General features: G+C 42.1%; 17 protein-coding genes. 15 read left to right on the forward strand and 2 right to left on the reverse strand.

Features of this window, described 5'->3' with window-relative positions; all coding sequences use genetic code 11:
- Positions 1-76: 76 nt before the first annotated feature.
- The 7 genes from FYJ75_RS05125 (at position 77) to FYJ75_RS05155 (ending at position 8,401) form a co-directional block, all read left to right on the forward strand.
- Positions 77-1,531, forward strand: coding sequence for a 4Fe-4S dicluster domain-containing protein (locus FYJ75_RS05125; protein ID WP_154429390.1), 1,455 nt, complete (start codon positions 77-79; stop codon positions 1,529-1,531).
- 277 nt (positions 1,532-1,808) lie between these two features.
- Positions 1,809-2,483 carry a hydrogenase nickel incorporation protein HypB gene (hypB, locus tag FYJ75_RS05130; RefSeq protein WP_154429391.1) on the forward strand — a complete coding sequence of 225 codons (675 nt, stop codon included), beginning with the start codon at positions 1,809-1,811 and terminating at the stop codon, positions 2,481-2,483.
- 28 nt (positions 2,484-2,511) lie between these two features.
- Positions 2,512-5,274, forward strand: a complete 2,763-nt coding sequence (locus FYJ75_RS05135) for an FAD-dependent oxidoreductase (protein ID WP_154429392.1) — start codon at positions 2,512-2,514, stop codon at positions 5,272-5,274.
- Between the two features lie 17 nt (positions 5,275-5,291).
- Positions 5,292-5,636, forward strand: coding sequence for a hydrogenase maturation nickel metallochaperone HypA (locus FYJ75_RS05140; RefSeq protein WP_154429393.1), 345 nt, complete (start codon positions 5,292-5,294; stop codon positions 5,634-5,636).
- Positions 5,637-5,710: 74 nt separating this feature from the next.
- Complete coding sequence (locus tag FYJ75_RS05145; protein ID WP_154429394.1) at positions 5,711-7,267, forward strand: putative DNA modification/repair radical SAM protein; 1,557 nt, start codon at positions 5,711-5,713, stop codon at positions 7,265-7,267.
- Positions 7,268-7,306: 39 nt separating this feature from the next.
- Positions 7,307-8,071, forward strand: coding sequence for a TIGR03915 family putative DNA repair protein (locus tag FYJ75_RS05150; protein ID WP_154429395.1), 765 nt, complete (start codon positions 7,307-7,309; stop codon positions 8,069-8,071).
- A 126-nt stretch (positions 8,072-8,197) separates the two neighbouring features.
- Entirely contained in the window at positions 8,198-8,401 is a 204-nt protein-coding gene (locus tag FYJ75_RS05155; protein ID WP_154429396.1) for a cold-shock protein, read from the forward strand.
- A gap of 165 nt (positions 8,402-8,566) precedes the next feature.
- Here the strand turns inward: FYJ75_RS05155 and lspA are convergent, their stop codons facing one another.
- Together lspA and FYJ75_RS05165 are read right to left on the reverse strand one after the other, a co-directional pair.
- Complete coding sequence (gene lspA / locus FYJ75_RS05160) at positions 8,567-9,022, reverse strand: signal peptidase II (protein WP_154429397.1); 456 nt, start codon at positions 9,020-9,022, stop codon at positions 8,567-8,569.
- Positions 9,022-9,528, reverse strand: a complete 507-nt coding sequence (locus FYJ75_RS05165) for a DUF5721 family protein (protein ID WP_154429398.1) — start codon at positions 9,526-9,528, stop codon at positions 9,022-9,024. The genes lspA and FYJ75_RS05165 overlap by 1 nt, the downstream gene beginning before the upstream one ends.
- Positions 9,529-9,635: 107 nt before the next feature.
- Here FYJ75_RS05165 and FYJ75_RS05170 point away from each other — a divergent pair, with 107 nt between their 5' ends.
- The 8 genes from FYJ75_RS05170 (at position 9,636) to FYJ75_RS05205 (ending at position 21,963) form a co-directional block, all read left to right on the forward strand.
- Entirely contained in the window at positions 9,636-10,922 is a 1,287-nt protein-coding gene (locus tag FYJ75_RS05170) for a M18 family aminopeptidase (protein ID WP_154429399.1), read from the forward strand.
- Between the two features lie 205 nt (positions 10,923-11,127).
- Complete coding sequence (locus FYJ75_RS05175; RefSeq protein ID WP_154429400.1) at positions 11,128-13,395, forward strand: alpha-amylase family glycosyl hydrolase; 2,268 nt, start codon at positions 11,128-11,130, stop codon at positions 13,393-13,395.
- Positions 13,396-13,598: 203 nt separating this feature from the next.
- Positions 13,599-14,438 (forward strand): DegV family protein, encoded by an 840-nt coding sequence (locus FYJ75_RS05180; RefSeq protein ID WP_154429401.1) that lies wholly within the window; start codon positions 13,599-13,601, stop codon positions 14,436-14,438.
- A 119-nt stretch (positions 14,439-14,557) separates the two neighbouring features.
- Entirely contained in the window at positions 14,558-15,802 is a 1,245-nt protein-coding gene (locus tag FYJ75_RS05185) for a bifunctional folylpolyglutamate synthase/dihydrofolate synthase (RefSeq protein WP_154429402.1), read from the forward strand.
- A gap of 105 nt (positions 15,803-15,907) precedes the next feature.
- Positions 15,908-18,217 (forward strand): YhgE/Pip domain-containing protein, encoded by a 2,310-nt coding sequence (locus FYJ75_RS05190; RefSeq protein ID WP_154429403.1) that lies wholly within the window; start codon positions 15,908-15,910, stop codon positions 18,215-18,217.
- Between the two features lie 10 nt (positions 18,218-18,227).
- The gene (locus tag FYJ75_RS05195) at positions 18,228-18,662 is read left to right on the forward strand and encodes a hypothetical protein (RefSeq protein ID WP_154429404.1); all 435 of its coding nucleotides are present in this window, start codon (positions 18,228-18,230) and stop codon (positions 18,660-18,662) included.
- A complete protein-coding gene (locus FYJ75_RS05200; RefSeq protein WP_328596863.1) occupies positions 18,659-20,776 on the forward strand; it encodes a YhgE/Pip domain-containing protein in 2,118 nt (705 codons plus the stop codon). Before FYJ75_RS05195 ends, FYJ75_RS05200 begins: the two co-directional genes overlap by 4 nt.
- 161 nt (positions 20,777-20,937) lie before the next feature.
- On the forward strand, positions 20,938-21,963 hold the full coding sequence (locus FYJ75_RS05205; RefSeq protein ID WP_235907013.1) for a branched-chain amino acid aminotransferase: 1,026 nt from the start codon (positions 20,938-20,940) through the stop codon (positions 21,961-21,963).
- The last annotated feature ends 131 nt before the right edge of the window (positions 21,964-22,094 follow it).

Below are 22,094 nucleotides of genomic sequence, written 5' to 3' on the forward strand. Positions count from 1 at the left end.
GCACAGAATAATGTTAAAGATTTAACAAATGAAATAAAACTGATTTACAAATGTTTATTTAGAAAAAGGAGAATCTATGTACGCGGACGAAAACGTAATCAAAATCAAACACGACGTGTTATATGAAGTTGCAAAACTCGCTTTTGCAGGAGAGCTTGATGAGAAAAAGGACCAGATTGCTTTTGAACTGGTTCCTGGACCAAAACCACAGTTCCGTTGCTGTATTTACAAAGAAAGAGAGATCATCAGACAGCGTATCCGCCTGGCTGAGGGAAAAGCTCCGGGACCAATCGATGATGGCAACGTGATCCAGGTTATCAGCTCTGCATGTGCAGACTGCCCGATTTCAAGTTTTGTTGTAACAGAAAACTGCCAGAACTGTATGGGAAAAGCTTGTATCAACGCCTGCAAATTTGGAGCAATTGAACCAGGACGTGACCGTTCACACATTGATTCGACGAAATGTAAAGAATGTGGACGTTGTGCACAGGCATGTCCGTATAATGCCATCGCACATCTGAAAAGACCATGTAAGTCCAGCTGCCCGGTCAATGCAATTACTTACGACGAGAATGGAATTACAGTAATTGATGAGTCAAAATGCATCCGTTGCGGAAAATGTATCCACAGCTGCCCATTTGGCGCAATTGCATCCAAGACTTATATTGTTGATGTAATCAATGCATTAAAAGACGAGGGAAAGAACGTATACGCAATGGCTGCACCGGCAACAGAAGGTCAGTTTGGAGAGCAGATCACAATGAACAGCTGGAAAAAGGCAATGAAAGATCTCGGCTTTAAGGGCTTTATCGAGGTTGGACTTGGCGGAGATATGACCGCTGCCTATGAGGCTGAGGAATGGGCAGAAGCTTATAAGGAAGGCAAGAAGAAAGTAACTTCCTGCTGTCCTGCATTTGTAAATATGGTACGTAAACATTATCCGGAGCTTGCAGACTGCGTATCTACAACGATTTCTCCGATGTGTGCAGTATCCCGTATGATTAAAGCAAAAGATCCGGATGCAGTCACTGTTTTCATCGGACCTTGCCTTGCAAAGAAATCCGAAGTAAAGGATCAGGCAATCGAAGGCAATGCAGATTATGTACTGACTTACAGTGAGATTCATGCGATCATGAAGGCAAAGAATATCACTCTGATGCCGGATGAAGAATATACATATCAGGAATCATCCATCTACGGTAAACGTTTTGCAGCTTCCGGTGGAGTAACAGCCGCAGTGCTTCAGAGCTTAAAAGAATCTGAGGATGAGATCGATGCAAAGGTATGTAAGGCAAATGGTGCAGCAGAATGTAAGAAAGCGCTGCTTCTTATGAAAGCTGGAAGACTTCCGGAAGACTTTATTGAAGGAATGGTTTGTGACGGTGGATGTGTTGGCGGACCAAGCTCTCATCAGGATCAGCTTCTTGCAAAGAAACCAAGAGAAGCACTTCTGTCACAGGCAGATGACCGTGGTATCCATCAGAACCTTGAGAATTATGATATGGATTCATTCTCAATGCACAGAGAGTAATCCGTTTTGCAATAATCAAATAAGAAACTATAACAGAGTGGCTGTTCTCCTTGCGAGAGCAGTCATTTTTGTTGTATTGCACCGGGGTATACTCTGGACATACCAGAGAAAATACTTTGTGGAAAATTTAACAAAATATGGCAAAACCGTTGACAGTAGTGGACTGAGGATGTATCTTATAAGAGAAGGGATGCCTTGGACGACAGATGCTGGTTGAACCAGATGGCAAAAAGGCAGCCAGGAAACGCAATGATAAAATATCTCAAAAGGAGAACATATGAAAGACTTTAAGGTAATTGAAGTAAAGAGAAGTATTTTTGAAGATAACAATGCAGATGCGGATAATCTGAGAGCAGAATTAAAGTCAGAGGGGACTTTTCTTCTGAATCTGATGTCATCGCCGGGCGCCGGCAAGACAACAACTCTGAAACGGACGATTTCCATGTTGAAAGATGAAATGAAGATCGGTGTTATGGAGGCAGATATCGACTCGGATGTAGACGCGGAAGCAATCGCAGCAACCGGTGTCCGTGCAATTCAGATCCATACCGGCGGAATGTGTCATCTGGATGCTGATATGACAAGACAGGGAATCCGTGAATTCGGAACAAAAGATCTGGATTTTGTTGTTCTTGAGAATGTTGGTAATCTGGTGTGCCCGGCGGAGTTTGATACAGGAAGTACCAAGAACGCAATGATTTTGTCAGTGCCGGAAGGGGATGACAAACCATTAAAGTATCCACTTATGTTTTCCATCTGTGATGTCGTGCTGATCAACAAATGCGATACACTTGGTGTATTTGATGATTTCAGCAAAGAAGCAGTGAAAGAACGTATTTTAAAATTGAATCCGTATGCAAAGATCTTCTTTGTGTCTGCCAAGACCGGTGAGGGATTTGAGGACTGGGCAGACTGGATTCGTACAGAGGTACAGAGCTACCAGCAGGACTAGGGAAGTCAGATAAGAGGAGGAGTATAACATGGCAGATCCAATTGGAAATTTTGTTCCGGAATATATTGAGAATCAGACGGAACGTGAAGTAATCATGAAACTGGCAAAAATGGTCACAGACCGTGTGCCGCAGAAGCTTGGAATGAAGAAACTTACAAAGTATGACCCGGAATACTGGGGACTTGCAGCACTCTGCACAGATGAGATGGCAGAGATGGCGTTAAAACTCGGCGGTGTCAGAAAACCAAAGACTCTGGATCAGATGGTGAAGATTACAGGAAAAGATCCAAAGTATGTAGAAGAGATTTTAGAACAGCTGGCTTATGCCGGAGTTGTAGAATATAACTGGGAAAACCCGGAGCATGTAAAACAGTATGTGCTTCCGATGTTTGTTCCGGGAAGTGCAGAGTTCAGTAATATGAACGCGAAGATTTTTGAAGAGCATCCGGAGATGGGACGTTTCTTCGAGCGTATGAGCCGTCTTCCGCTTGAGAAGATCACACCGATGGTTCCGGAAGGTGGAGCTGGTATCGGTATGCATGTTATTCCGGTAGAGAAGGCAATCGAGATGGAGAATCAGTCGATTTCGATCGAGCATATTTCACACTGGCTGGACAAATACGATGGAAAATATGCAGCGAGCCCATGTTCCTGCAGACGTTCCCGTACTGCATACGAAGAGGGCTGTGCTGATGATCCGGAGAGCTGGTGTATTGCAGTCGGTGATATGGCTGATTATGTTGTTGAGACAAATAAAGGTGGACGTTATATCACAAGAGAAGAGGCTCTTGAGATCTTCAAGCAGGCTGAGGACAATGGTTTTGTTCATCAGATTACCAATATTGATGGAGAAGATAAGATTTTTGCAATCTGTAACTGTAACGTAAATGTATGTTATGCACTTCGTACTTCCCAGCTTTTCAATACACCGAACCTTTCGAGATCTGCATATGTTGCAAAGGTCAACCCACAGGATTGTGTGGCATGTGGACGCTGTGTGGAATTCTGCCCGGCAGGAGCAGTGAAGCTTGGACAGAAATTATGCAAAAAAGACGGAAGTGAGGTAACTTATCCGAAACATGTTCTTCCATCCGAGAAGAAATGGGGACCGGAAATGTGGGATGAGGATTACCGCGACAAGAACCGCATCAACTGTTATGATACCGGTACAGCTCCATGTAAGACGGCATGCCCTGCACATATTGCAGTTCAGGGATATCTGAAAATGGCTGCACAGGGAAGATATACAGATGCACTTGCGCTGATAAAGAAGAATAATCCATTGCCGGCAGTATGCGGACATATCTGCAACCGCCGCTGCGAGGATGCATGTACCCGTGGTACGATCGATGAAGCAATCGCAATCGATGAAGTTAAGAAATTTATCGCAGCACAGGATCTGAATGCCGAGACTCGCTACATTCCAAAGAAAGTGGTTCCTGCAGTGAAAGGATACTTTGACGAGAAGATTGCCATAATCGGTGGTGGTCCGGCCGGCCTTTCCTGCGCATTCTATCTTGCTGAAAAAGGATATAAACCGACGATCTTCGAGAAGAATGAACGTGCCGGTGGTATGCTTGTATACGGAATTCCTTCTTTCAAACTGGAGAAAGATGTCGTTCAGGCTGAGATCGATGTAATCAGGGAAATGGGTGTAGATATCAAAACCGGAGTAGAAGTCGGAAAAGATATCACATTAGATGAACTTCGCGCTCAGGGATATAAAGCATTTTACATTGCAATCGGATGCCAGGGCGGAAGAAAAGCTGGTGTTCCGGGAGAAGATGCCCAGGGTGTAGCTACCGCTGTAGAACTTCTTCGTGAAGCAGGAGCAAATGAATCTTATCCGATCGAGGGAGATGTTGTTGTAATCGGTGGAGGTAACGTTGCAATTGATGTGGCACGTACAAGCAGCCGCTGCGGAGCACCGAACGTAAATATGTTCTGTCTGGAATCCAGAGACACAATGCCTGCATCCAATGAAGAGATCGAAGAGGCAGAAGAAGAAGGCGTAGTAATGAACTGCGGATGGGGACCAAAAGAGATCTTATCCGAGAATGGAAAAGTTACTGGAATCGTGCTGAAGAAATGTCTTTCTGTAAAAGATGCAGATGGAAGATTCAATCCGAAATACGATGAAAACGATACAATTACAGTTCCATGTAAGCATGTATTTTTGTCTGTTGGACAGAGCATTGAATGGGGCAGCCTGTTAGAAGGAAGCAAGGTAGAAATTGGACGTGGTAACGGCGCTGTTGCAGATGCGCTTACATATCAGACTGCAGAGCCGGATATTTTTGTCGGTGGTGATGTTTATACCGGACCGAGATTTGCAATCGATGCGATCGCAGCCGGCAAACAGGGAGCAATCTCCATCCATCGTTTTGTACAGCCACATTCAAGTCTTACGATCGGACGTAACAGAAATGATTTTATCGAGCTGGATAAGAATGATATCAAAGTGGAAAATTATGATAACTCCAGCCGTCAGATTCCAGGCACGAATCAATCCATCGATGCCAAAAAGTCTTTCCGCGACGCCAAACTTACATTTACAGAGGAACAGGTGAAAGCAGAGACTGCAAGATGTCTTGGCTGTGGCGCATCCGTAGTTGATCCGAATAAATGTATCGGTTGCGGTATTTGTACAACAAAATGTGAATTTGATGCAATTAAATTAAACAGAGAACTTCCGGGATGTTCTAAGATGGTGCCAAGTGAAGACAAACTGAAATATATTCTTCCAAATGCACTGAAACAGTCCATTAAGATCAAGTTCTCCGGTAAATAGATCATAGAGGAGAGAATATGCACGAACTTGGAATCATCGTTCATGTAATACGTACGGTGGAAGAGGTCGGTGAGGAAAATCATCTGACAGAAGTCAGATCGGTAACCTGCGAGATCGGTGAGGTAAGCGGCGTTGTGCCGGAATACCTTACCGACTGCTGGCAGTATGCACGCCGTAAATCAGAGCTTCTGAAAGATTCAGAACTTAAGATCGAGATCCTTCCGGGCGTGACCGTCTGCGAGGATTGCGGGAAAACGTATTCCACTGTAAAATATGCAAAACAATGTCCATACTGCGAGAGTTATGCAACACATCTTGTCCAGGGAAATGGATTTAGCATCAAGGAGATAGAAGGAGCCTGAAAACAGGGCTCCTTTTTGTGTGAAATTTACCATTGCAGAACAAATGTTCGTATTGTATAATAAGGGAAGAACATATGTTTGCGAAAGGGCGTGGTAAGAAAGTGAACCAGATCATACAGAAAGATACAGACCTGATGGAGAAGCTTACGATTTTATCGGATGCTGCAAAGTATGATGTTGCATGTACTTCCAGTGGTGTGGAACGTAAAGGCGATGGAAAGCATCTTGGAAATACCTCCGGATGCGGAATCTGTCATACATTTACCGGAGATGGCAGATGTATTTCACTTCTTAAAATTTTGTTTACAAATGAATGTATTTATGATTGTCGTTATTGTGTGAACCGTGTATCAAATGATGTGAGAAGAGAGCGTTTTACGCCCGAAGAGGTGTGCAGACTTACAATCGAGTTTTATCGTAGAAATTATATCGAGGGTCTGTTTTTAAGTTCAGGGATTGTGCATAGTCCGGATTATACGATGGGCTTATTGTATGAGACTCTTTTTTTGCTGCGCAACAAGTATCATTTTCATGGATATGTTCATATTAAGGGGATTCCTGGAGCTTCTGCGGAAGTTGTGGAGCAGGTTGGATATCTGGCGGACCGTATGAGTGTGAATCTGGAACTGCCGACAGCAGAAGGTCTTCGTACGCTTGCACCCAATAAAGTCCGTAAGAATATCCTTAGACCAATGAGACAGATACAAAGTGGAATAAAAGAGAGCCGTGCGTATCATGGCATAACGAGTATGAAGAGCCGGGTCAGTATAGATGAGAAGACTTATTATAATCAGATGGCAGAGATTGCGGACAGCCATGCAAAGCTGTCGGATTATCACAGGACAACAGGTATCCTGTCGGACGTATCTTATGGAACCGGAAAGATACAGACAGCAGCACAGCGTGTGGCAGAAAGAGACTGGAAATTTGGAGAATTACAGAATACCAGTGGTGGAACGCTGGCACATGCGGACCGTTATTTTGTCCCGGCCGGGCAGAGCACCCAGATGATCATCGGAGCAACCGGAGAATCGGATTATCAGATTATGTCCGTTTCCGAAGCATTATACAACCGATTTGATATGAAGCGTGTGTTTTACTCCGCATTTATCAATGTGAATCAGGATGCAGAGCTTCCGGCTTCTTTCAATGGACCGCCACTGCTTCGGGAACACCGTTTATATCAGGCAGATTTTTTGCTGCGTTTTTATGGGTTTAAAGCAGATGAACTTTTGTCCGACAAGCATCCGAACTTTAACGAACGGATCGATCCGAAGTGTGACTGGGCAGTGCATCATCTGGAACAGTTTCCGGTAGAGATTAACAGCGCCGATTATTATACGCTGCTTCGTGTTCCGGGGATTGGAACAAAGAGCGCAAAGCGTATACTGGCGGCCAGACGTCATGCGAGACTGGACTTTCCTGATATTAAGAAGATGGGAGTTGTTTTGAAGCGGGCATTATATTTTATCACCTGTAAAGGAAGAATGATGTATCAGACGAAGCTTGATGAACGCTATATCACCAATCATCTGATCTATAATGAGAAACCTGCCGAACTGCTCCTCGGTAACGGCCAGACACAGACCTATGAACAGATGTCCCTTGCGGACTGGATTCCATTATCGTAATGAGAAAAGAAGAAACACAAAGAAAGGACAGGCAACCGTATGAAAGAACAGTTGATCCTTCGCTGCGAGGATACATTAGATGGTATATTTACTGCAATTTTTGATGGCTTTGTATACAAGAACCGGGAAAGTCAGCCGTACGAAGATCAGATCCGGATCGCTGTCGGAGAGGAAGGAAATCTACAGCTTTTTGCAAAAGAGATTACAGTTGAAACTGATTCACAGAAAGCTGCGAAAACAGTATATGCAATTCGTACCAGGCTGGGACAGTACGTATATCAGAGAGTATTTTATGCACTTTGTCATTATGAGGAAGAACGGGCAAGCGTTGTATTTGGATATCTGGTACGTGCATTCCGGTTTGGGATAAGAATAGATGAACATCTGGCTGATTCATATGTTATGCGTGTGATGGAACTGTCAAGGAAAGTATCGAACGAGTGTCAGAAACTTTATGGATTTTTGAGATTCCGTCAGCTTGATCAGCTGCTTTATGCGGAGTTTGAACCAAAATGCAATGCAATTCCGGTTATCATGGAGCATTTTGAAGATCGTTATCCCAATGAGAACTTTCTGATCTATGATAAGAAAAGGAAATATGCATTGGTACATCCGGCATACAAGGCATCCTTTTTCGTGCAGGAGGAAGAAATGCCGGACATAGATGCTGGCGAGCGGGATGAATTTGAAGAATTATGGAAACGCTATTTTGTTACAATGGAGATCAAAGACAGACATAATGAGGCCTGCCAGGGAAACCTTCTTCCAAAATGGTATCGAAAGGAAATGTTGGAATTTCAATAGTCTTATCGTCATATTTTATCAGAAATATCTGATAAATTGACGTTTTAACACTTTACTTTTCGAAATTGTTATGCTATGCTTAGCCTAGCTGTAATTGCAGCATATTATTAATTGGAGGTACTTTCGATGAACAAAGGTACAGTTAAATGGTTCAACAACCAGAAAGGCTACGGATTCATCACAGCAGAAGATGGACATGATGTATTCGTACACTACTCAGGACTTGATATGGAAGGATTCAAATCCCTTGAAGAAGGTGCTGAAGTAGAATTCGAGATCACTGATGGTGCTAAAGGCCCTCAGGCAACTGGCGTTAAAGTTATTGGCTAATAAATAACCGCCTGACTAATCAGCAAGTTTCTATGTACCTTTTTCATTTCTTTATTAGAGCGATTGAATAAGATATAAGATTCACAATGATTAAAAAAGAGACAATCATTACCGTATCTGGTAACTGGTTGTCTCTTTTTTTGTCTGAATAGTTATATTAAAAAATTATTTTCTGGCACCGAGCGTAGTGAGAATGGCACCAAGGAAAATGAACAGATCCGACAGGTTATAAATGATCCGGCGTTTCTTCTTTTTCCTGTGGGGAAACCAGAAATAATCGACGACATGTCCTTTACGCTCACGGTCGAAAAGATTGTTTAGTCCGCCGGCAGCAAAAAGTGCGAGTCCTGTAGTTGTCATACGATCTTTCGGATGATTGCGGACTAAAAACCAGCCAAATAGGATCAGCAGAAGAAGAACAGCAAGACGATGAAGCTGTCTCATTTCATGAGGATGCTTTTGCATAAAACCATAGGCTGCACCATTATTGTAAAATTTCTGGATCATGATATGACCGTTTAAGATTGGATGGACTTCATCCAAAGGATAGGTTTTGTCAACATAATATTTGACACCACAATCGAGTCCAAACAGAGCGATTGCAAGAAAAATAAAAATCATCAGACAGCCTCCTCAAAAGCAATTTCATGCTGGGTCAGAAAACGACGTACAAGTTTATCCCATTCAGCCTCAAGACTTTTATCTGTGGAAAAGATTGTGTAGGAGACGCCGGTCGTAAGCAGGAGCAGCTGGTTCTGATATCTGAGATTTAAGAACATTCCTGAGATATCAGAAACAGTATAACCGCTCTGGACAGAAGCAAGCGTCCGGCTCAGGTTATCCGGAGACAACAGGAAAATGAACTTAAAGGAAGAAGGTGTCTTTTTTCCTTTGATCAGATCAAAACACTGTGTCCGTAACATGGAAAATGGAAGTGCTTTATGATCCGCAAGACCGAGAGCCTCCAGTTCCTCAGAGGAATAAAAATCTTTGTTGATATGACCATCGATGACGAAAGAAGCACCGGTCAGAATATCTGCTTCCTGAAGCAGAAAATGGTCAAATATATCACTGCGAAGCAGTTTGTTCATAAAATCCTTGATATCCGTTAATTTCAGTGCAAGCATGCATAGTCTCCGTTTCTGTATAAACTGCCTTTAGTATACCATAATCCTCTATTGGAATATAGAGGGATTCTTGCTATAATGTGAAAAGATTGTTGGAGGAAAAGAACATGAAAGAACAGAAGAATTTATTTGAAATGTTAAAACAGGGGGTTACCCCATTTGGATGTGTAAAGGAGAGTCTCAGGAGACTGATTGATGCAGGATTTGAAGAGATCAGCTATTCAGAGGAATGGAAGCTTAAAAAGGGTGGAAAATATGTGATGAATCATCATGATACTGCACTTTTTGCTTTTACGATTGGAGAAAATTATCAGACAAATGACATGCTGCGTATGGCAGCTGCACATACGGATTATCCGTGTTTCCGGATTAAACCGAATGCAGATTTTCAGACGGATGCTTATGCACAGGTCAATGTCGAGGTGTATGGCGGTCCAATTTTAAATACATGGCTGGACCGGCCGCTTGGAATTGCAGGAAGAGTTGCAGTGCGAAGCGATAATCCGTTTGAGCCGGATATGCGTTTTTACCGGTCAGACAAACCGGTGCTTACAATTCCAAACCTTGCAATCCATATGAACCGCGATGTGAACAGCGGTGTGGAATTAAACCGCCAGATCGATCTGATGCCGGTACTTGACATGATTCCGAAAGAGCAGAAGGAGACGGATTATTTCTTACGTTTTCTGGCAGAAGAGCTGAATGTGGCAAAAGAAGATATTCTGGATTTTGAACTGAGCCTTTTCTGTATGGAGGAACCTTGTTATATCGGACCGAAAGAGACTTTGATTTCAAGTCCACGCCTGGATAATCAGACGTCGGTGTCTGCACTTGTATCAGCAATTATTGATGGAACACGTGACAATGGAATCAATCTGATTGCGTTATTTGATCATGAGGAGATCGGCAATACAAGTAAGCAGGGAGCTGCTTCAATTCTGCTTCACGATATGGCAGAACGTATTTTGGAAAAACTTGGTGCAAACGGGGAAGAAGTGGCACGCACAATGTATGATGCCATGCTTCTGTCCGTTGATGTTGCGCATGGACTGCACCCGAATAAACAAAATAAGATGGATATCACAAATCATCCGGTACTTGGAAATGGTTTCTGTATTAAGGAAGCATGCTCCCAGTCCTATGCAACGGATGCACAGGCAGTTGCGATCCTCTGCCAGATCTGTGATCAGAAGAAGATTCCATATCAGCGTTTTGTAAACCGTTCAGACCTTCGCGGAGGCGGAACACTCGGTTCTGTAGCCTCTACATTATTCCCGGTCAAGACAGTAGATATCGGCATTCCACTTCTTGCTATGCATTCGGCAAGAGAACTGATGGGAACAAAGGATATGGATGCATTAAAAGATGCAGTATGCGCATTCTTTTCCCTGTAATGTGTACGGTTTAATATAAAATGTAGGAAAATAGCACTAAAACAACCATTTTTTGTGTAAAAATAACCAAAAATAGTTTTCGAAATTTATCGAAAATCAATATTGAGAAGACAAAAGAGATTCGATACAATAAAATTGCAAAAGGTTATGGCCATACTTTTGAAGGTAGTAAAAATATAATGAAAAATTATCTTTGGAGGGAACCATGAAAAAGAGATTGTATAGTGCTCTTTTAAGTCTCGTATTGTCTGCATCGGTAATTACAGGTGGAGTTTTTGTTTCCACACCACAGGTTACTTATGCACAGGAGACTACTGTAGCTGATTCTGAAAATCAGCTTGCAGAAAATATTCAGGATGGCGTTATTTTACATTGTTTTGACTGGACATATCAGCAGATCATCGATGAGCTTCCAAACATTGCAGCTGCTGGATTTTCTTCGGTTCAGACATCACCTGCACAGGTTGCGGTAAAAGGAAACAGCATCTGGTATTATTTGTATCAGCCAAACGGATTTTATGTTGCAGATTCCGGTCTGGGTTCTGAGGAGGATTTAAAGAGACTCTGTAAAGAAGCAGACAAGTATGGGGTGAAAGTTATTGTCGATGTAGTTGCAAACCATCTGGCAGGTGACCATAGCAACATTGATGGGGATTTAAAGGATTCACAGTACTGGCATAATGCGGGAAGCAATATCAATTACACCAATCGCTGGCAGATCACACATTGTGATATCGGCATGCCGGATTTAAATTCCGAGCATTCTTTCGTACAGCAGAAGGTAAAAAATTATGTACAGCAGTTGAAAAATGATGGGGTTGATGGTATTCGCTGGGATGCTGCAAAACATATCGGACTTCCTTCGGAAGGATGCAATTTCTGGAATGCAGTTATTGACAAGAGTATGTATAACTATGGAGAAATCCTTGTCGGGGCAATTGATCAGCATGATGTAGACAGCCGTACACAGGACAACATCAGTAAGATGAAAGAATACACGTCCTTTATGTCTGTAACAGACAGCTGTTATGGCAGTGATATTTTAAATGCGATTAAAAGTGGAAGAGTACCAAGCGGGTATGGATCATGGGTTGTTTCCGGTCTGGACGAGCATAATCTGGTATATTGGGCAGAGAGTCATGACACTTATGCCAATGATGGTGGCGAGTCAAAATATGTAGATCAGAATAAAATCGACCGTGCATATGCAATTGCTGCCAGCCGTGACGGTGCAAGCGCTCTGTATTTTTCCAGACCATATCAGACAGACAAGCAGAACATCATGGTTGGACAAAAAGGAAGCACACATTTTACAAGTGCCGAAGTAGCAGCAGTAAATCATTTTCATAATGCCTGCATTGGTGAGAAAGATTATTATACAACAGCATCCGATATGTCGGCAGCTGCAATTACAAGAAAAAGCGGAGCCTGCATTGTATTAGGAAGCGATGGCAATCGTAAGGTTACCATTGCAAATGGAGGAAAGCTTACAACGCCTGGAACTTATTATGATGAGATTACCGGAAACAAGTTTGAAGTTACCGAAGATGAAATCACCGGCGTAGTCGGATCTACGGGAATTGCAGTATTTTATCATGCAGACCAAAAGGCATCTGTTTCAGCAGACAAAGAGAGTGGAACCACTTTTACTGACAGTATTGAGGTTACCTTTACCGCAAACAACGCATCAAAGTCTACGATTACTGTGAACGGAGAAACAGAAAGCTTTTCCGGATCTGTCAAAAAGACATTTGAAGACACAACAACGGTAACGTTATATGCGGAGAATGATTTTGGGAATGTTACCAAAGATTATACTTATATAAAGACGGATCAGCCACCGGTACTGACACGTGACATCTATTTGGATGTGAATAATTGTTCATGGTTTGGAAGTGATTCAGCAGTTGCAGCAATCAAAACGAATCTTGACAGTGATTTTACAAAAATGACTACAATTACTGCAACAGATACGAACAAGACCGTTTATACAGCAGCTGTACCAAAGGATGCAACATCTGCAACAATTGTACGTATGCTTCCAAGTGGTAAATATTATAATGAAAAAACGATTACATTAAATAGCGCATACAACCGCTATACATCCGATGGCAATTGGTCTGATGTCACAACCGATATTTATGACAATACATCGGGTGGGGACTATGATACAGAAGTTGATGTATACTTTACAGACAACTACAACTGGAGCAATGTATATGCATACAGCTGGGATGATTCCGGAAAGAGCACACAGTGGCCGGGAGAAAAAATGACCTATGTTGGCCAGAATGAATATAACCAGGCGGTATACACCATTAAGGTTGCGTCTGACTGCATGGGACTGATCTTCAGTAACGGCTGTGGTTCACAGACAGTAGATATTACAAGTAATATTCAGGAAAATGCAGGATTCTACATTTCTGGCAACAATGGAAGCAAATATAGTGTTGGAACTTATACATATGAATAACCAGCATTTGTGAAAAAAATATAAATAATTCAAAATACCCTTTTCAAATGGAAGTTTTCATGGTACTATTACGTAGTAATTAAAACTACATAAGAAAGTAAAAAATAACATTTGAAATAATAATAAAAACCTGTTTGCTGCTTATAATAGTATCAGACGGGAATTGGTACCGCAGGACACTGCAAAGAAAGGGTATGAGAATTATGTATAAGATCATTATTGATAGCTGTGGTGAATTATCAGAAGAACTGAAAGCAGATGGTCATTTCAGCAATGTACCTTTAGAACTGGAAGTTGACGGATATATGATCCGCGATGATGAGAGTTTTGATCAGAAGGATTTCTTAAGAAGAGTCAAAGAAAGCATCAAAGGACCAAAATCAGCATGCCCGTCACCGGAAAGCTTTATGAGCGCATATGAAGGTCCGGAGGAGAATGTTTATGTTGTCACATTGTCTTCCAAATTGAGCGGATCTTATAACAGTGCAGTTTTAGCAGCAAGTCTTTACGAAGACGAACATGAAGAACATAAAAATATCCATGTATTTAATTCCAAATCTGCATCCATTGGCGAGACGATCATTGGTCTTAAGATTCAGGAATTTGAAGAGGCTGGACTTCCTTTTGAAGAGGTTGTTGCAAAGGTGGAAGATCATATCGCATCCATGAATACATTCTTTGTACTGGAGACATTGGAAACATTGAGAAAAGCCGGTCGTTTAAGCAATCTGAAAGCGATGATCGCAAATACTTTAAATATCAAGCCGGTAATGGGATCAACCAAGGAAGGCACAATTCAGCAGCTTGGTCAGGCACGTGGAATGAAAAAGGCGATGGTTCAGATGGTACAGGATGCAATCAAGTGCACAAAAGACTGTGAAAAACGTGTTCTTGCAATCGCACACTGCAATTGTCCGGAACGTGCACAGTTCGTGAAGGAACAGGTTGAAAAACTTGCCAAATTTAAAAAGATTGTCATAGTAGATACTGCAGGGGTTTCCAGCATGTACGCAAACGATGGCGGCATTATTCTTGCTTTATAGAAAATACACTTGAAACAACACTTACAGGAAAGTACAATAAAAGGGAAGAAACAGTTATGTTTCTTCCCTTTTATTTGTATGTAAGAAAGGAACATTAAAAATTTTAAGGAAGTTTTGGAATGACATATTTATATGAAGAAGTACTTGACAAAATAGAGAATGCGAGAAGATTTGGCAACCTGCCAGGTGTGGAGGTCAGCCGCGCAATGCTGCATGGACTTGGAGAACCACAGAAGGGAATGCCATATGTCCACATTGCAGGAACGAATGGGAAAGGTTCGGTCTGTGCATTTTTAAGCAGCACTTTAAAAGAGGCAGGTTATAAGGTTGGCGTTTTTACATCACCGCATCTTGTTGATTTCAGAGAACGTATTACTGTAAACGGTGAGATGATTCCGAAGGAGACAGTCACAAGAATCGGAAATCGTCTTTTAGAGGAAGATTTTGGAGTTTCCCCGACGATGTTTGATTATTGTATGGCAATGGCAGTATTGTATTTTAAGGAACAGCAATGCGATATTGCAGTGATGGAGACGGGACTTGGAGGAAAGCTGGATTCAACCAATGCACTCGGAATACCGGATGTCGCAATTATCACCAGGATCGGATATGACCATATGGCAATTCTCGGCAATACACTGTCTGAAATTGCGGCAGAAAAGGCTGGAATCATAAAAAAAGGTTCTTATATTATATCAGAAAGACAGGAGCCGGAAGCAGAGGCTGTGATAAAGAAGGCGGCCCGGGACTGCCAATATTATGAACTGAATGAAATGGATGTGAAATCCGCATCAGAACTTGAGATGAAACTTCTCGGAGTACATCAGTGGGAAAATGCAGCAGCAGCGATCAAAGCGGCAGAATTTCTTTTAAAAGACAGAAGTGACAGAAAGCAGGTAATCCAGGAAGGAATTGCACAGGCAAAATGGCCGGGAAGAATGGAGATTTTGTCAAAAGAGCCATTTCTTATGGTCGACGGAGCGCATAACGGACATGGAGTGGCAGCATTAAAGGAAAGTCTCTTAGTGCTTTATCCAGGTGAGAAATTTCATTTTATCATGGGTGTTATGGCAGACAAGGACTATGAGAATATGGTATCGGAACTTCTTCCACTGGCAGAGGATTTTGTGACGGTGACGCCGGAGAGTGAACGTGCGCTGCAGGCAGAGCGTCTGGCGTCTTTTATCAGGGGAAAAGGTATCCACACGGAGTGCGCTACATGTGTAGAAGATGCATTGAAATTGTGGAAGGAACGCGCAAAGAAGGAAACTAACGTGGATAAAATAAAGAAGACAGTCGCGTTTGGTTCCTTGTATTTCATTGGTGAGATTGAAGCGATGAACGACAAAATCGGGAAATTGTAGACGGTGGAAGGGTTTCTTTTTAAAGATTGGGATGCTATAATATGGAATGCATTTTTTCCAGAAAATGTATGAGTTAATGGATGAACACATATTTAGGAGTATAAAATGAAGAATATTTTCCGCATTTTTAAGGCAGATGTGAAAGGTCTGCTCAAGAACTTTTTTGCACTGGTCATTGCACTTGGACTGTGTGCATTGCCGGCACTTTACGCATGGTTCAATATCTATGCGAACTGGGATCCATATGCGAATACCGGGAATATCAGGATTGCAGTTGCAAGTCTTGATAAAGGCTGGACCAACAAAGATGGCGAAGAACTCAATATGGGGCAGAATGTGATTGACAACCTGAAAGAATCGGATAGCATTGGATGGGTTTTCCTGGATACGGAAAAAGAGGCACTCGATGGAGTCTATTCTGGTGATTATTATGCGGCAGTTGTGATTGATGAGGATTTTACCTACAGCATGTATAATGCAATTGCAGATAATTTCACCAATCCGAAGATCACATATTATGAGAATCAGAAAAAGAATGCAGTAGCAAGTAAGATTACGGATACTGCAGTTTCTACGTTACAGACCAGTATTAATGAGCAGTTTATCAAAGCAGTAACAGAGACAGTATTCCAGACGACAAACGGAATCTCGGATGAACTGTCCGATACGGATGCTGTAAATACATTTATCCAGAAGATCGACGCAGTGAATGAGAACTTAAAAGGTTACAGTTCCATGATTGATTCCTTTGTGGCAGGAAATGTTTCGATTGGAGATGTGACAAATGATGCGAACAACAGCCTGAGTCAGGGACAGAGCCTGATCGGAGATGGAATAGGAAAGCTGGAAGAAGGACAGAAGGGACTGGATTCCACACAGGCATCTTTCCAGAATTTCAGCACGAATGTTACGAATTCCATGAATCAGATTCAGAATTCAATCAATACCATATCCAATCAGATCAGTCAGGCACAACTGGAACAGAATGCCGAGACACTGACAAACGATATGAAAGACATTATGGATAATGCAAAAGCTTTATCTGATGAGATTCAGTCGCTGCAAAAGGAACTTCAGGATACACAGAAGGAGCAGACAGAGCAAAATGTACAGGATGTGCTGAACCAGCTGGAAGATCTTAAGAATAAAGCGGATGGATTACAGCAGAGTGGGTCGCTTGATATTGACAGCATCCAGGAGAGTATTGAACAGCAGAAAAAAGATCTGGAGGATAAGGTGAACGATCTGAATGATCAGAATCAGGATGCTGTGAACAAAGAACTGGATGGTGTCAAAGACAAGGTGGACGAAATCGGACAGAAGGCTCAGGATGCGGTTGACGGAGATACCGCAAAGGCAGTATCAGATGGTGTTGGAAAAGGCGTGCAGGCAGTGCAGAATTCTCTTTCCACTTATGCAGATACCGTGAAACAGATGAATGAGCTGTACAATAACCGTGTGGTTCCTCAGGTTAATACCATGATCAGCAATCTTTCCGATACACTTCAGAATGTGGAAAGTCTGTTGACGAATTTAAGCAGCACCATGGATGGTATGAAGGACATCTTTAATGGTGTGGATACAACACTTGGAACTTTGAATACGAGTATGTCACAGCTTCAGGGCATGATCAACAAAACAAGTGATAAATTGACTGATGTTCTGGACCGCCTGGAGGGAGCATCGGAGAGTGAGCAGATGGAAATTATCATGCAGCTGCTTGCCGGTGATCCGGATACCTACAGTGAGTTCTTCTCACAACCGGTAGAGGTGGAAGACAATTATATTTATGAGGTCGCAAACTATGGTTCCGGGGTGGCACCGTTCTACAGCACACTTGCAATATGGGTCGGAATGACACTTCTTGTGTCACTTGTTAAAGTACACGCGGATAAAGAGGGACTTGTCCAGGTAAAACCGCATGAACTGTTTTTCGGAAGATACCTGTTATTCTTCCTGCTATCACAGGTGCAGACGCTCATAATTGTACTGGGAGATCTTTATCTGCTTAAGATCCAGTGCCTGCATCCGTTGGAATTCTGGATTGCTTCGGCAGTGGCATCCTTTACGTTTTCCATGTTGATTTATGCACTTACAATTGCTTTTGGGGATATTGGTAAAGCGCTTGCAGTTGTTGTTATGGTAATACAGATCGCCGGCTCAGGCGGAACTTATCCGATTGAGGCGTTGCCGACTTTCTTCAAAGCGGTATATATCTTCTTCCCGTTCCCATATGCAATCAATGCGATGAGAGAGTGTATCGGAGGCATGTACCAGAATACCTATTCACTTTGTCTTGTGGAACTTCTGGTATTTGCAGTGGCGGGACTTTTGATCGGACTTGTAATTCGTATTCCGTTTATCAAGATCAACCATTACATTGAAAAACGTATGGAAGACACTAAGATGCTGTAGGAGATTTTAAATGAAAGAAAAGAAAAAAGAAACGCAGAAAAAAGAGCAGAAAAAAGAAAAGAAGATCGACCAGAAACAGCTTCAGAAAATGTATGATATGGTCATGGATTATGAAGAAATGATCCATCAGCAGAATCAGAAACGAATCAAAAATGGATTGCGATGTATCTATATCATTCCTGCAGTGTTCCTGTTTCTTATGTTTGCAACAGGCAGCTCCAAGGTAATCTTTCTGGTGCTCTGGATCGTCAGCCTGTTTGTGATCGCGGTATATCTGATCTATGTAGAATATATTGATTATAATTTACAGGAAAAGATGCATGAGATAAAGGGTGACGAGAGTGAGACGAAGATTGATACGCTGATCGATCTTCCGGAACCGGTGGAAAATAAAGTGACAGAAGTTGTAGAAAAGCTGGACAGTATTGGAGGTGAGCAGGAGTGAAAAAAATCGGACTTGTATTTCTTTCAGACGTAAAAAGACTGAGCTCTAATGTGGTGGCAATTGTAATTGTCATGGGTCTTTCCATTATTCCTGCCCTCTATGCATGGTTTAACATTCTGTCCAACTGGGACCCGTATGGAGAGGATGCAACTTCGCGTATGCATATTTCCGTTTATTCGGAGGATGCGGGATTTGAATATGAAGGATTATCAGTGAATATCGGTGATTCCGTAATCAGTGGTTTAAAAGAGAACAGCGCAATCGGATGGGTATTTACAGACAGCAAAGAAGAAGCTCTGGAAGGTGTGTATAGTGGAGACTATTATGCTGCATTGATCATACCAGAGAATTTTACGAATGACATGATCAGCTTTATCGGAGGTGATCTTGAGCATCCGAAAATCGGTTATTATGAGAACAGTAAGAAAAACGCAATTGCGACCAAGATTACTTCAAAAGTAAAAAAGACAGTGCAGCAGCAGGTCAATACGACCTTTGTCAGTACACTGGCGGAAGTAACCGTATCTGCGAGTGATGCGCTGACCGGTATTGAGACAGAACATGGATCGGTTCTGGATACGACAATCACCAAGATGAAAGATATGGATTCGACTCTGGAAACATATGAAAATATACTTGGAACATTTGCGCTCGTAACAGGTTCCACTTCGGATCTGGTTGGATCGACACAATCGATTCTGCCGAATCTGAACAATATGGTGGAAAGTGGACAGGATACAGTGAATAATTTGCAGTATTCTGCATTATCCGGTGGAGAAACTGCCCGGACTGTTGCAAACATGGTGGATATCAGTATGGATACCATTACAAATGGTCTGGAAAACCTGAATAAACAGGTGGAAACACTTCAGAACGCAGATGATATTGCGAAAATTGCAGAGCAGCTTGCAAGTACAGAACAGCTTACCGATTATGTATTAGGAATTTTGAAAGCGCAGATCGGAGAACAGAGTGATGAGTATCTCGGCGGTCTGAACAGTTATCAGGCATTAAAAGACAGCATTGATAAATTACAGCAGGATCAGAATGCATCACAGGAGCAGCTTCAGGGATTGAAAGATACGATCACATCCCAGATCCAGACATGTCTGGATGCAATGTCACAGCTTAAGATTACGTTTGATAATAATATTGTGCCAAATCTGGATCAGAGTGTCGATGATGTGCAGAGTGCATTGATCAAGACCAATGCACTGCTGACCGGAATTGACGGAAGCTTTTCCGATGTAGATTCTGCATTACAGTCCTATCAGGATACTTTAAATTCAGGAACAGACAGTATAACAGCAACAAAGAACTATATTGCGGATATCCGTCAGAAACTGGAAACGGTTACAGATGCACTCTCTGCTTTGAATGGAGATGAGCAGTATCAGGATATTCTCCAGATGTTCCAGAATGATCCGGAAATGATCGCATCATTTGTATCATCGCCGGTTTCCCTGGATACAGAAGCCGTGTATAAGATTAAGAATTATGGTTCGGCAATGGCACCGTTTTATACCGTTTTAGCACTCTGGGTAGGTGGACTTATCCTGGTCGCACTCGTTCATGTGAAAGTGGAAAGAGAAGATGATCTGGCAGATGTCAAACCATATCAGGCTTATTTTGGAAGATATATTGTATTTTTCCTGATCTCACAGATTCAGGCGGCAATTACGGTACTTGGTAATCTGTTTTTTGTACAGATCCAGTGTGTGCATCCGTTTTTATTCTGGCTGGCAGCAGCATGCAGCAGTTTTGTATTTTCTCTGTTTATGTATTCTCTTACAGTTGCATTTGGTAATGTGGGTGAAGCACTTGCGGTTGTTGTAATGGTTATCCAGGTTGCCGGGGCTGGAGGAACATTCCCGATTGAGGTGCTTCCGGAAGTATATCAGGCAATTTATAAATTCCTTCCGTTTACGTACTGCCTGAATGCGATGAGAGCCTGCATTGGTGGCATGTATCAGATGGAATATCTCAAAGATATCGCGATACTGTGTGTGTATGTTCTGATCTCATTATTTATCGGTCTCGTAGTGGCAATTCCGTTCCGTGGAATGAATAAAAAGATTGAAGAGAGTAAGGAACGTTCAAAAGTAATGCTGTAGTTATGGAATATATAATTTATTTCAATAGAAAAAATAGATATTCAATCTAGACAAATGAAACTTATTGTACTAGAATTATCTCAATTAATAATAAACCCAGCGAATGATAATAATAAGTTATGGAAAGAAACTGGATTTGGAAAGAAACGGAGGATTTTAGGATGGAAAAGAAAAACCTTGATTGGGCAAATCTTGGATTTGGCTATATGGTTACTGATTACCGTTACGTATCAAATTATAAAGATGGAAAGTGGGACGATGGAGCTCTGATTACAGATCCAAACGTCACATTGAATGAGTGTGCTGGTGTGTTCCAGTATTCCCAGTCCTGTTTCGAAGGATTAAAGGCATATACAACAGAGGATGGACATATTGTATGTTTCCGCCCGGATATGAATGCAAAACGTATGATGGATTCTGCAGAGAGACTGGAGATGCCAGTATTCCCGGAAGACCGTTTTGTTGATGCAGTAGAGCAGGTTGTAAAAGCAAACGCAGCATGGGTTCCACCATTTGGATCAGGTGCGTCTCTTTATATCCGCCCATATATGATCGGAACCAACTCTGTTATCGGTGTAAAACCGGCAGATGAGTATCAGTTCCGTATTCTGGTTACTCCGGTTGGACCGTACTTTAAAGGCGGCGCAAAACCAATTACAATCAAAGTATCTGATTTTGACCGTGCCGCTCCACATGGTACTGGACACATCAAAGCCGGATTAAACTATGCAATGAGTTTACATGCAATTGTAACAGCACATAAAGAGGGATTTGACGAGAACCTGTATCTGGATCCTGCAACAAGAACAAAAGTAGAGGAGACAGGTGGAGCAAACTTCATCTTTATTACAAAAGATGGCACATTGGTTACTCCGAAGTCTGACAGTATTCTTCCTTCTATCACAAGACGTTCTATCATGGTAGTTGCTGAGAAATACCTTGGTATGAAAGTTGAGCACAGAGAAGTATACTTTGATGAATTAAAAGACTTTGCGGAATGTGGTCTTTGTGGTACTGCCGCAGTTATCTCTCCAGTTGGAAAGATTGTTGACCATGGCAAAGAAATCTGCTTCCCATCCGGAATGGAAGAAATGGGACCACAGATTAAGAAGATTTATGATAAACTGACAGCAATCCAGAAGGCAGAGATCGAAGGACCTGAAGGATGGGTTAAAGTTATTATGTAATCTTACAAAAGCTTACAAAGAAATATGTGAAAGAATAGAAAGTCCGCTCCGTGTGAGCGGACTTTTTGTGGATAAAATAGCTTCTGTGTGATATGATATAATTAGCTATATCATAGAGAGGCGAAACAGAC

The organism is Roseburia porci (assembly GCF_009695765.1).
Taxonomy (GTDB): Bacteria; Bacillota; Clostridia; order Lachnospirales; family Lachnospiraceae; genus Roseburia; species Roseburia porci.

Bases quoted from the DNA above. Each gene is read 5' to 3' on its own strand.
- FYJ75_RS05140 (WP_154429393.1), top strand. From the start codon at position 5,292: ATGCACGAACTTGGAATCATCGTTCATGTAATACGTACGGTGGAAGAG.
- FYJ75_RS05195 (WP_154429404.1), top strand. From the start codon at position 18,228: ATGAAAGAAAAGAAAAAAGAAACGCAGAAAAAAGAGCAGAAAAAAGAA.
- FYJ75_RS05125 (WP_154429390.1), top strand. From the start codon at position 77: ATGTACGCGGACGAAAACGTAATCAAAATCAAACACGACGTGTTATAT.
- FYJ75_RS05205 (WP_235907013.1), top strand. From the start codon at position 20,938: ATGGAAAAGAAAAACCTTGATTGGGCAAATCTTGGATTTGGCTATATG.
- FYJ75_RS05155 (WP_154429396.1), top strand. From the start codon at position 8,198: ATGAACAAAGGTACAGTTAAATGGTTCAACAACCAGAAAGGCTACGGA.
- FYJ75_RS05150 (WP_154429395.1), top strand. From the start codon at position 7,307: ATGAAAGAACAGTTGATCCTTCGCTGCGAGGATACATTAGATGGTATA.
- FYJ75_RS05165 (WP_154429398.1), bottom strand. From the start codon at position 9,528: ATGCTTGCACTGAAATTAACGGATATCAAGGATTTTATGAACAAACTG.
- FYJ75_RS05135 (WP_154429392.1), top strand. From the start codon at position 2,512: ATGGCAGATCCAATTGGAAATTTTGTTCCGGAATATATTGAGAATCAG.
- FYJ75_RS05190 (WP_154429403.1), top strand. From the start codon at position 15,908: ATGAAGAATATTTTCCGCATTTTTAAGGCAGATGTGAAAGGTCTGCTC.
- FYJ75_RS05145 (WP_154429394.1), top strand. From the start codon at position 5,711: ATGTTTGCGAAAGGGCGTGGTAAGAAAGTGAACCAGATCATACAGAAA.
- FYJ75_RS05170 (WP_154429399.1), top strand. From the start codon at position 9,636: ATGAAAGAACAGAAGAATTTATTTGAAATGTTAAAACAGGGGGTTACC.
- FYJ75_RS05175 (WP_154429400.1), top strand. From the start codon at position 11,128: ATGAAAAAGAGATTGTATAGTGCTCTTTTAAGTCTCGTATTGTCTGCA.
- lspA (WP_154429397.1), bottom strand. From the start codon at position 9,022: ATGATTTTTATTTTTCTTGCAATCGCTCTGTTTGGACTCGATTGTGGT.
- FYJ75_RS05185 (WP_154429402.1), top strand. From the start codon at position 14,558: ATGACATATTTATATGAAGAAGTACTTGACAAAATAGAGAATGCGAGA.
- FYJ75_RS05180 (WP_154429401.1), top strand. From the start codon at position 13,599: ATGTATAAGATCATTATTGATAGCTGTGGTGAATTATCAGAAGAACTG.
- hypB (WP_154429391.1), top strand. From the start codon at position 1,809: ATGAAAGACTTTAAGGTAATTGAAGTAAAGAGAAGTATTTTTGAAGAT.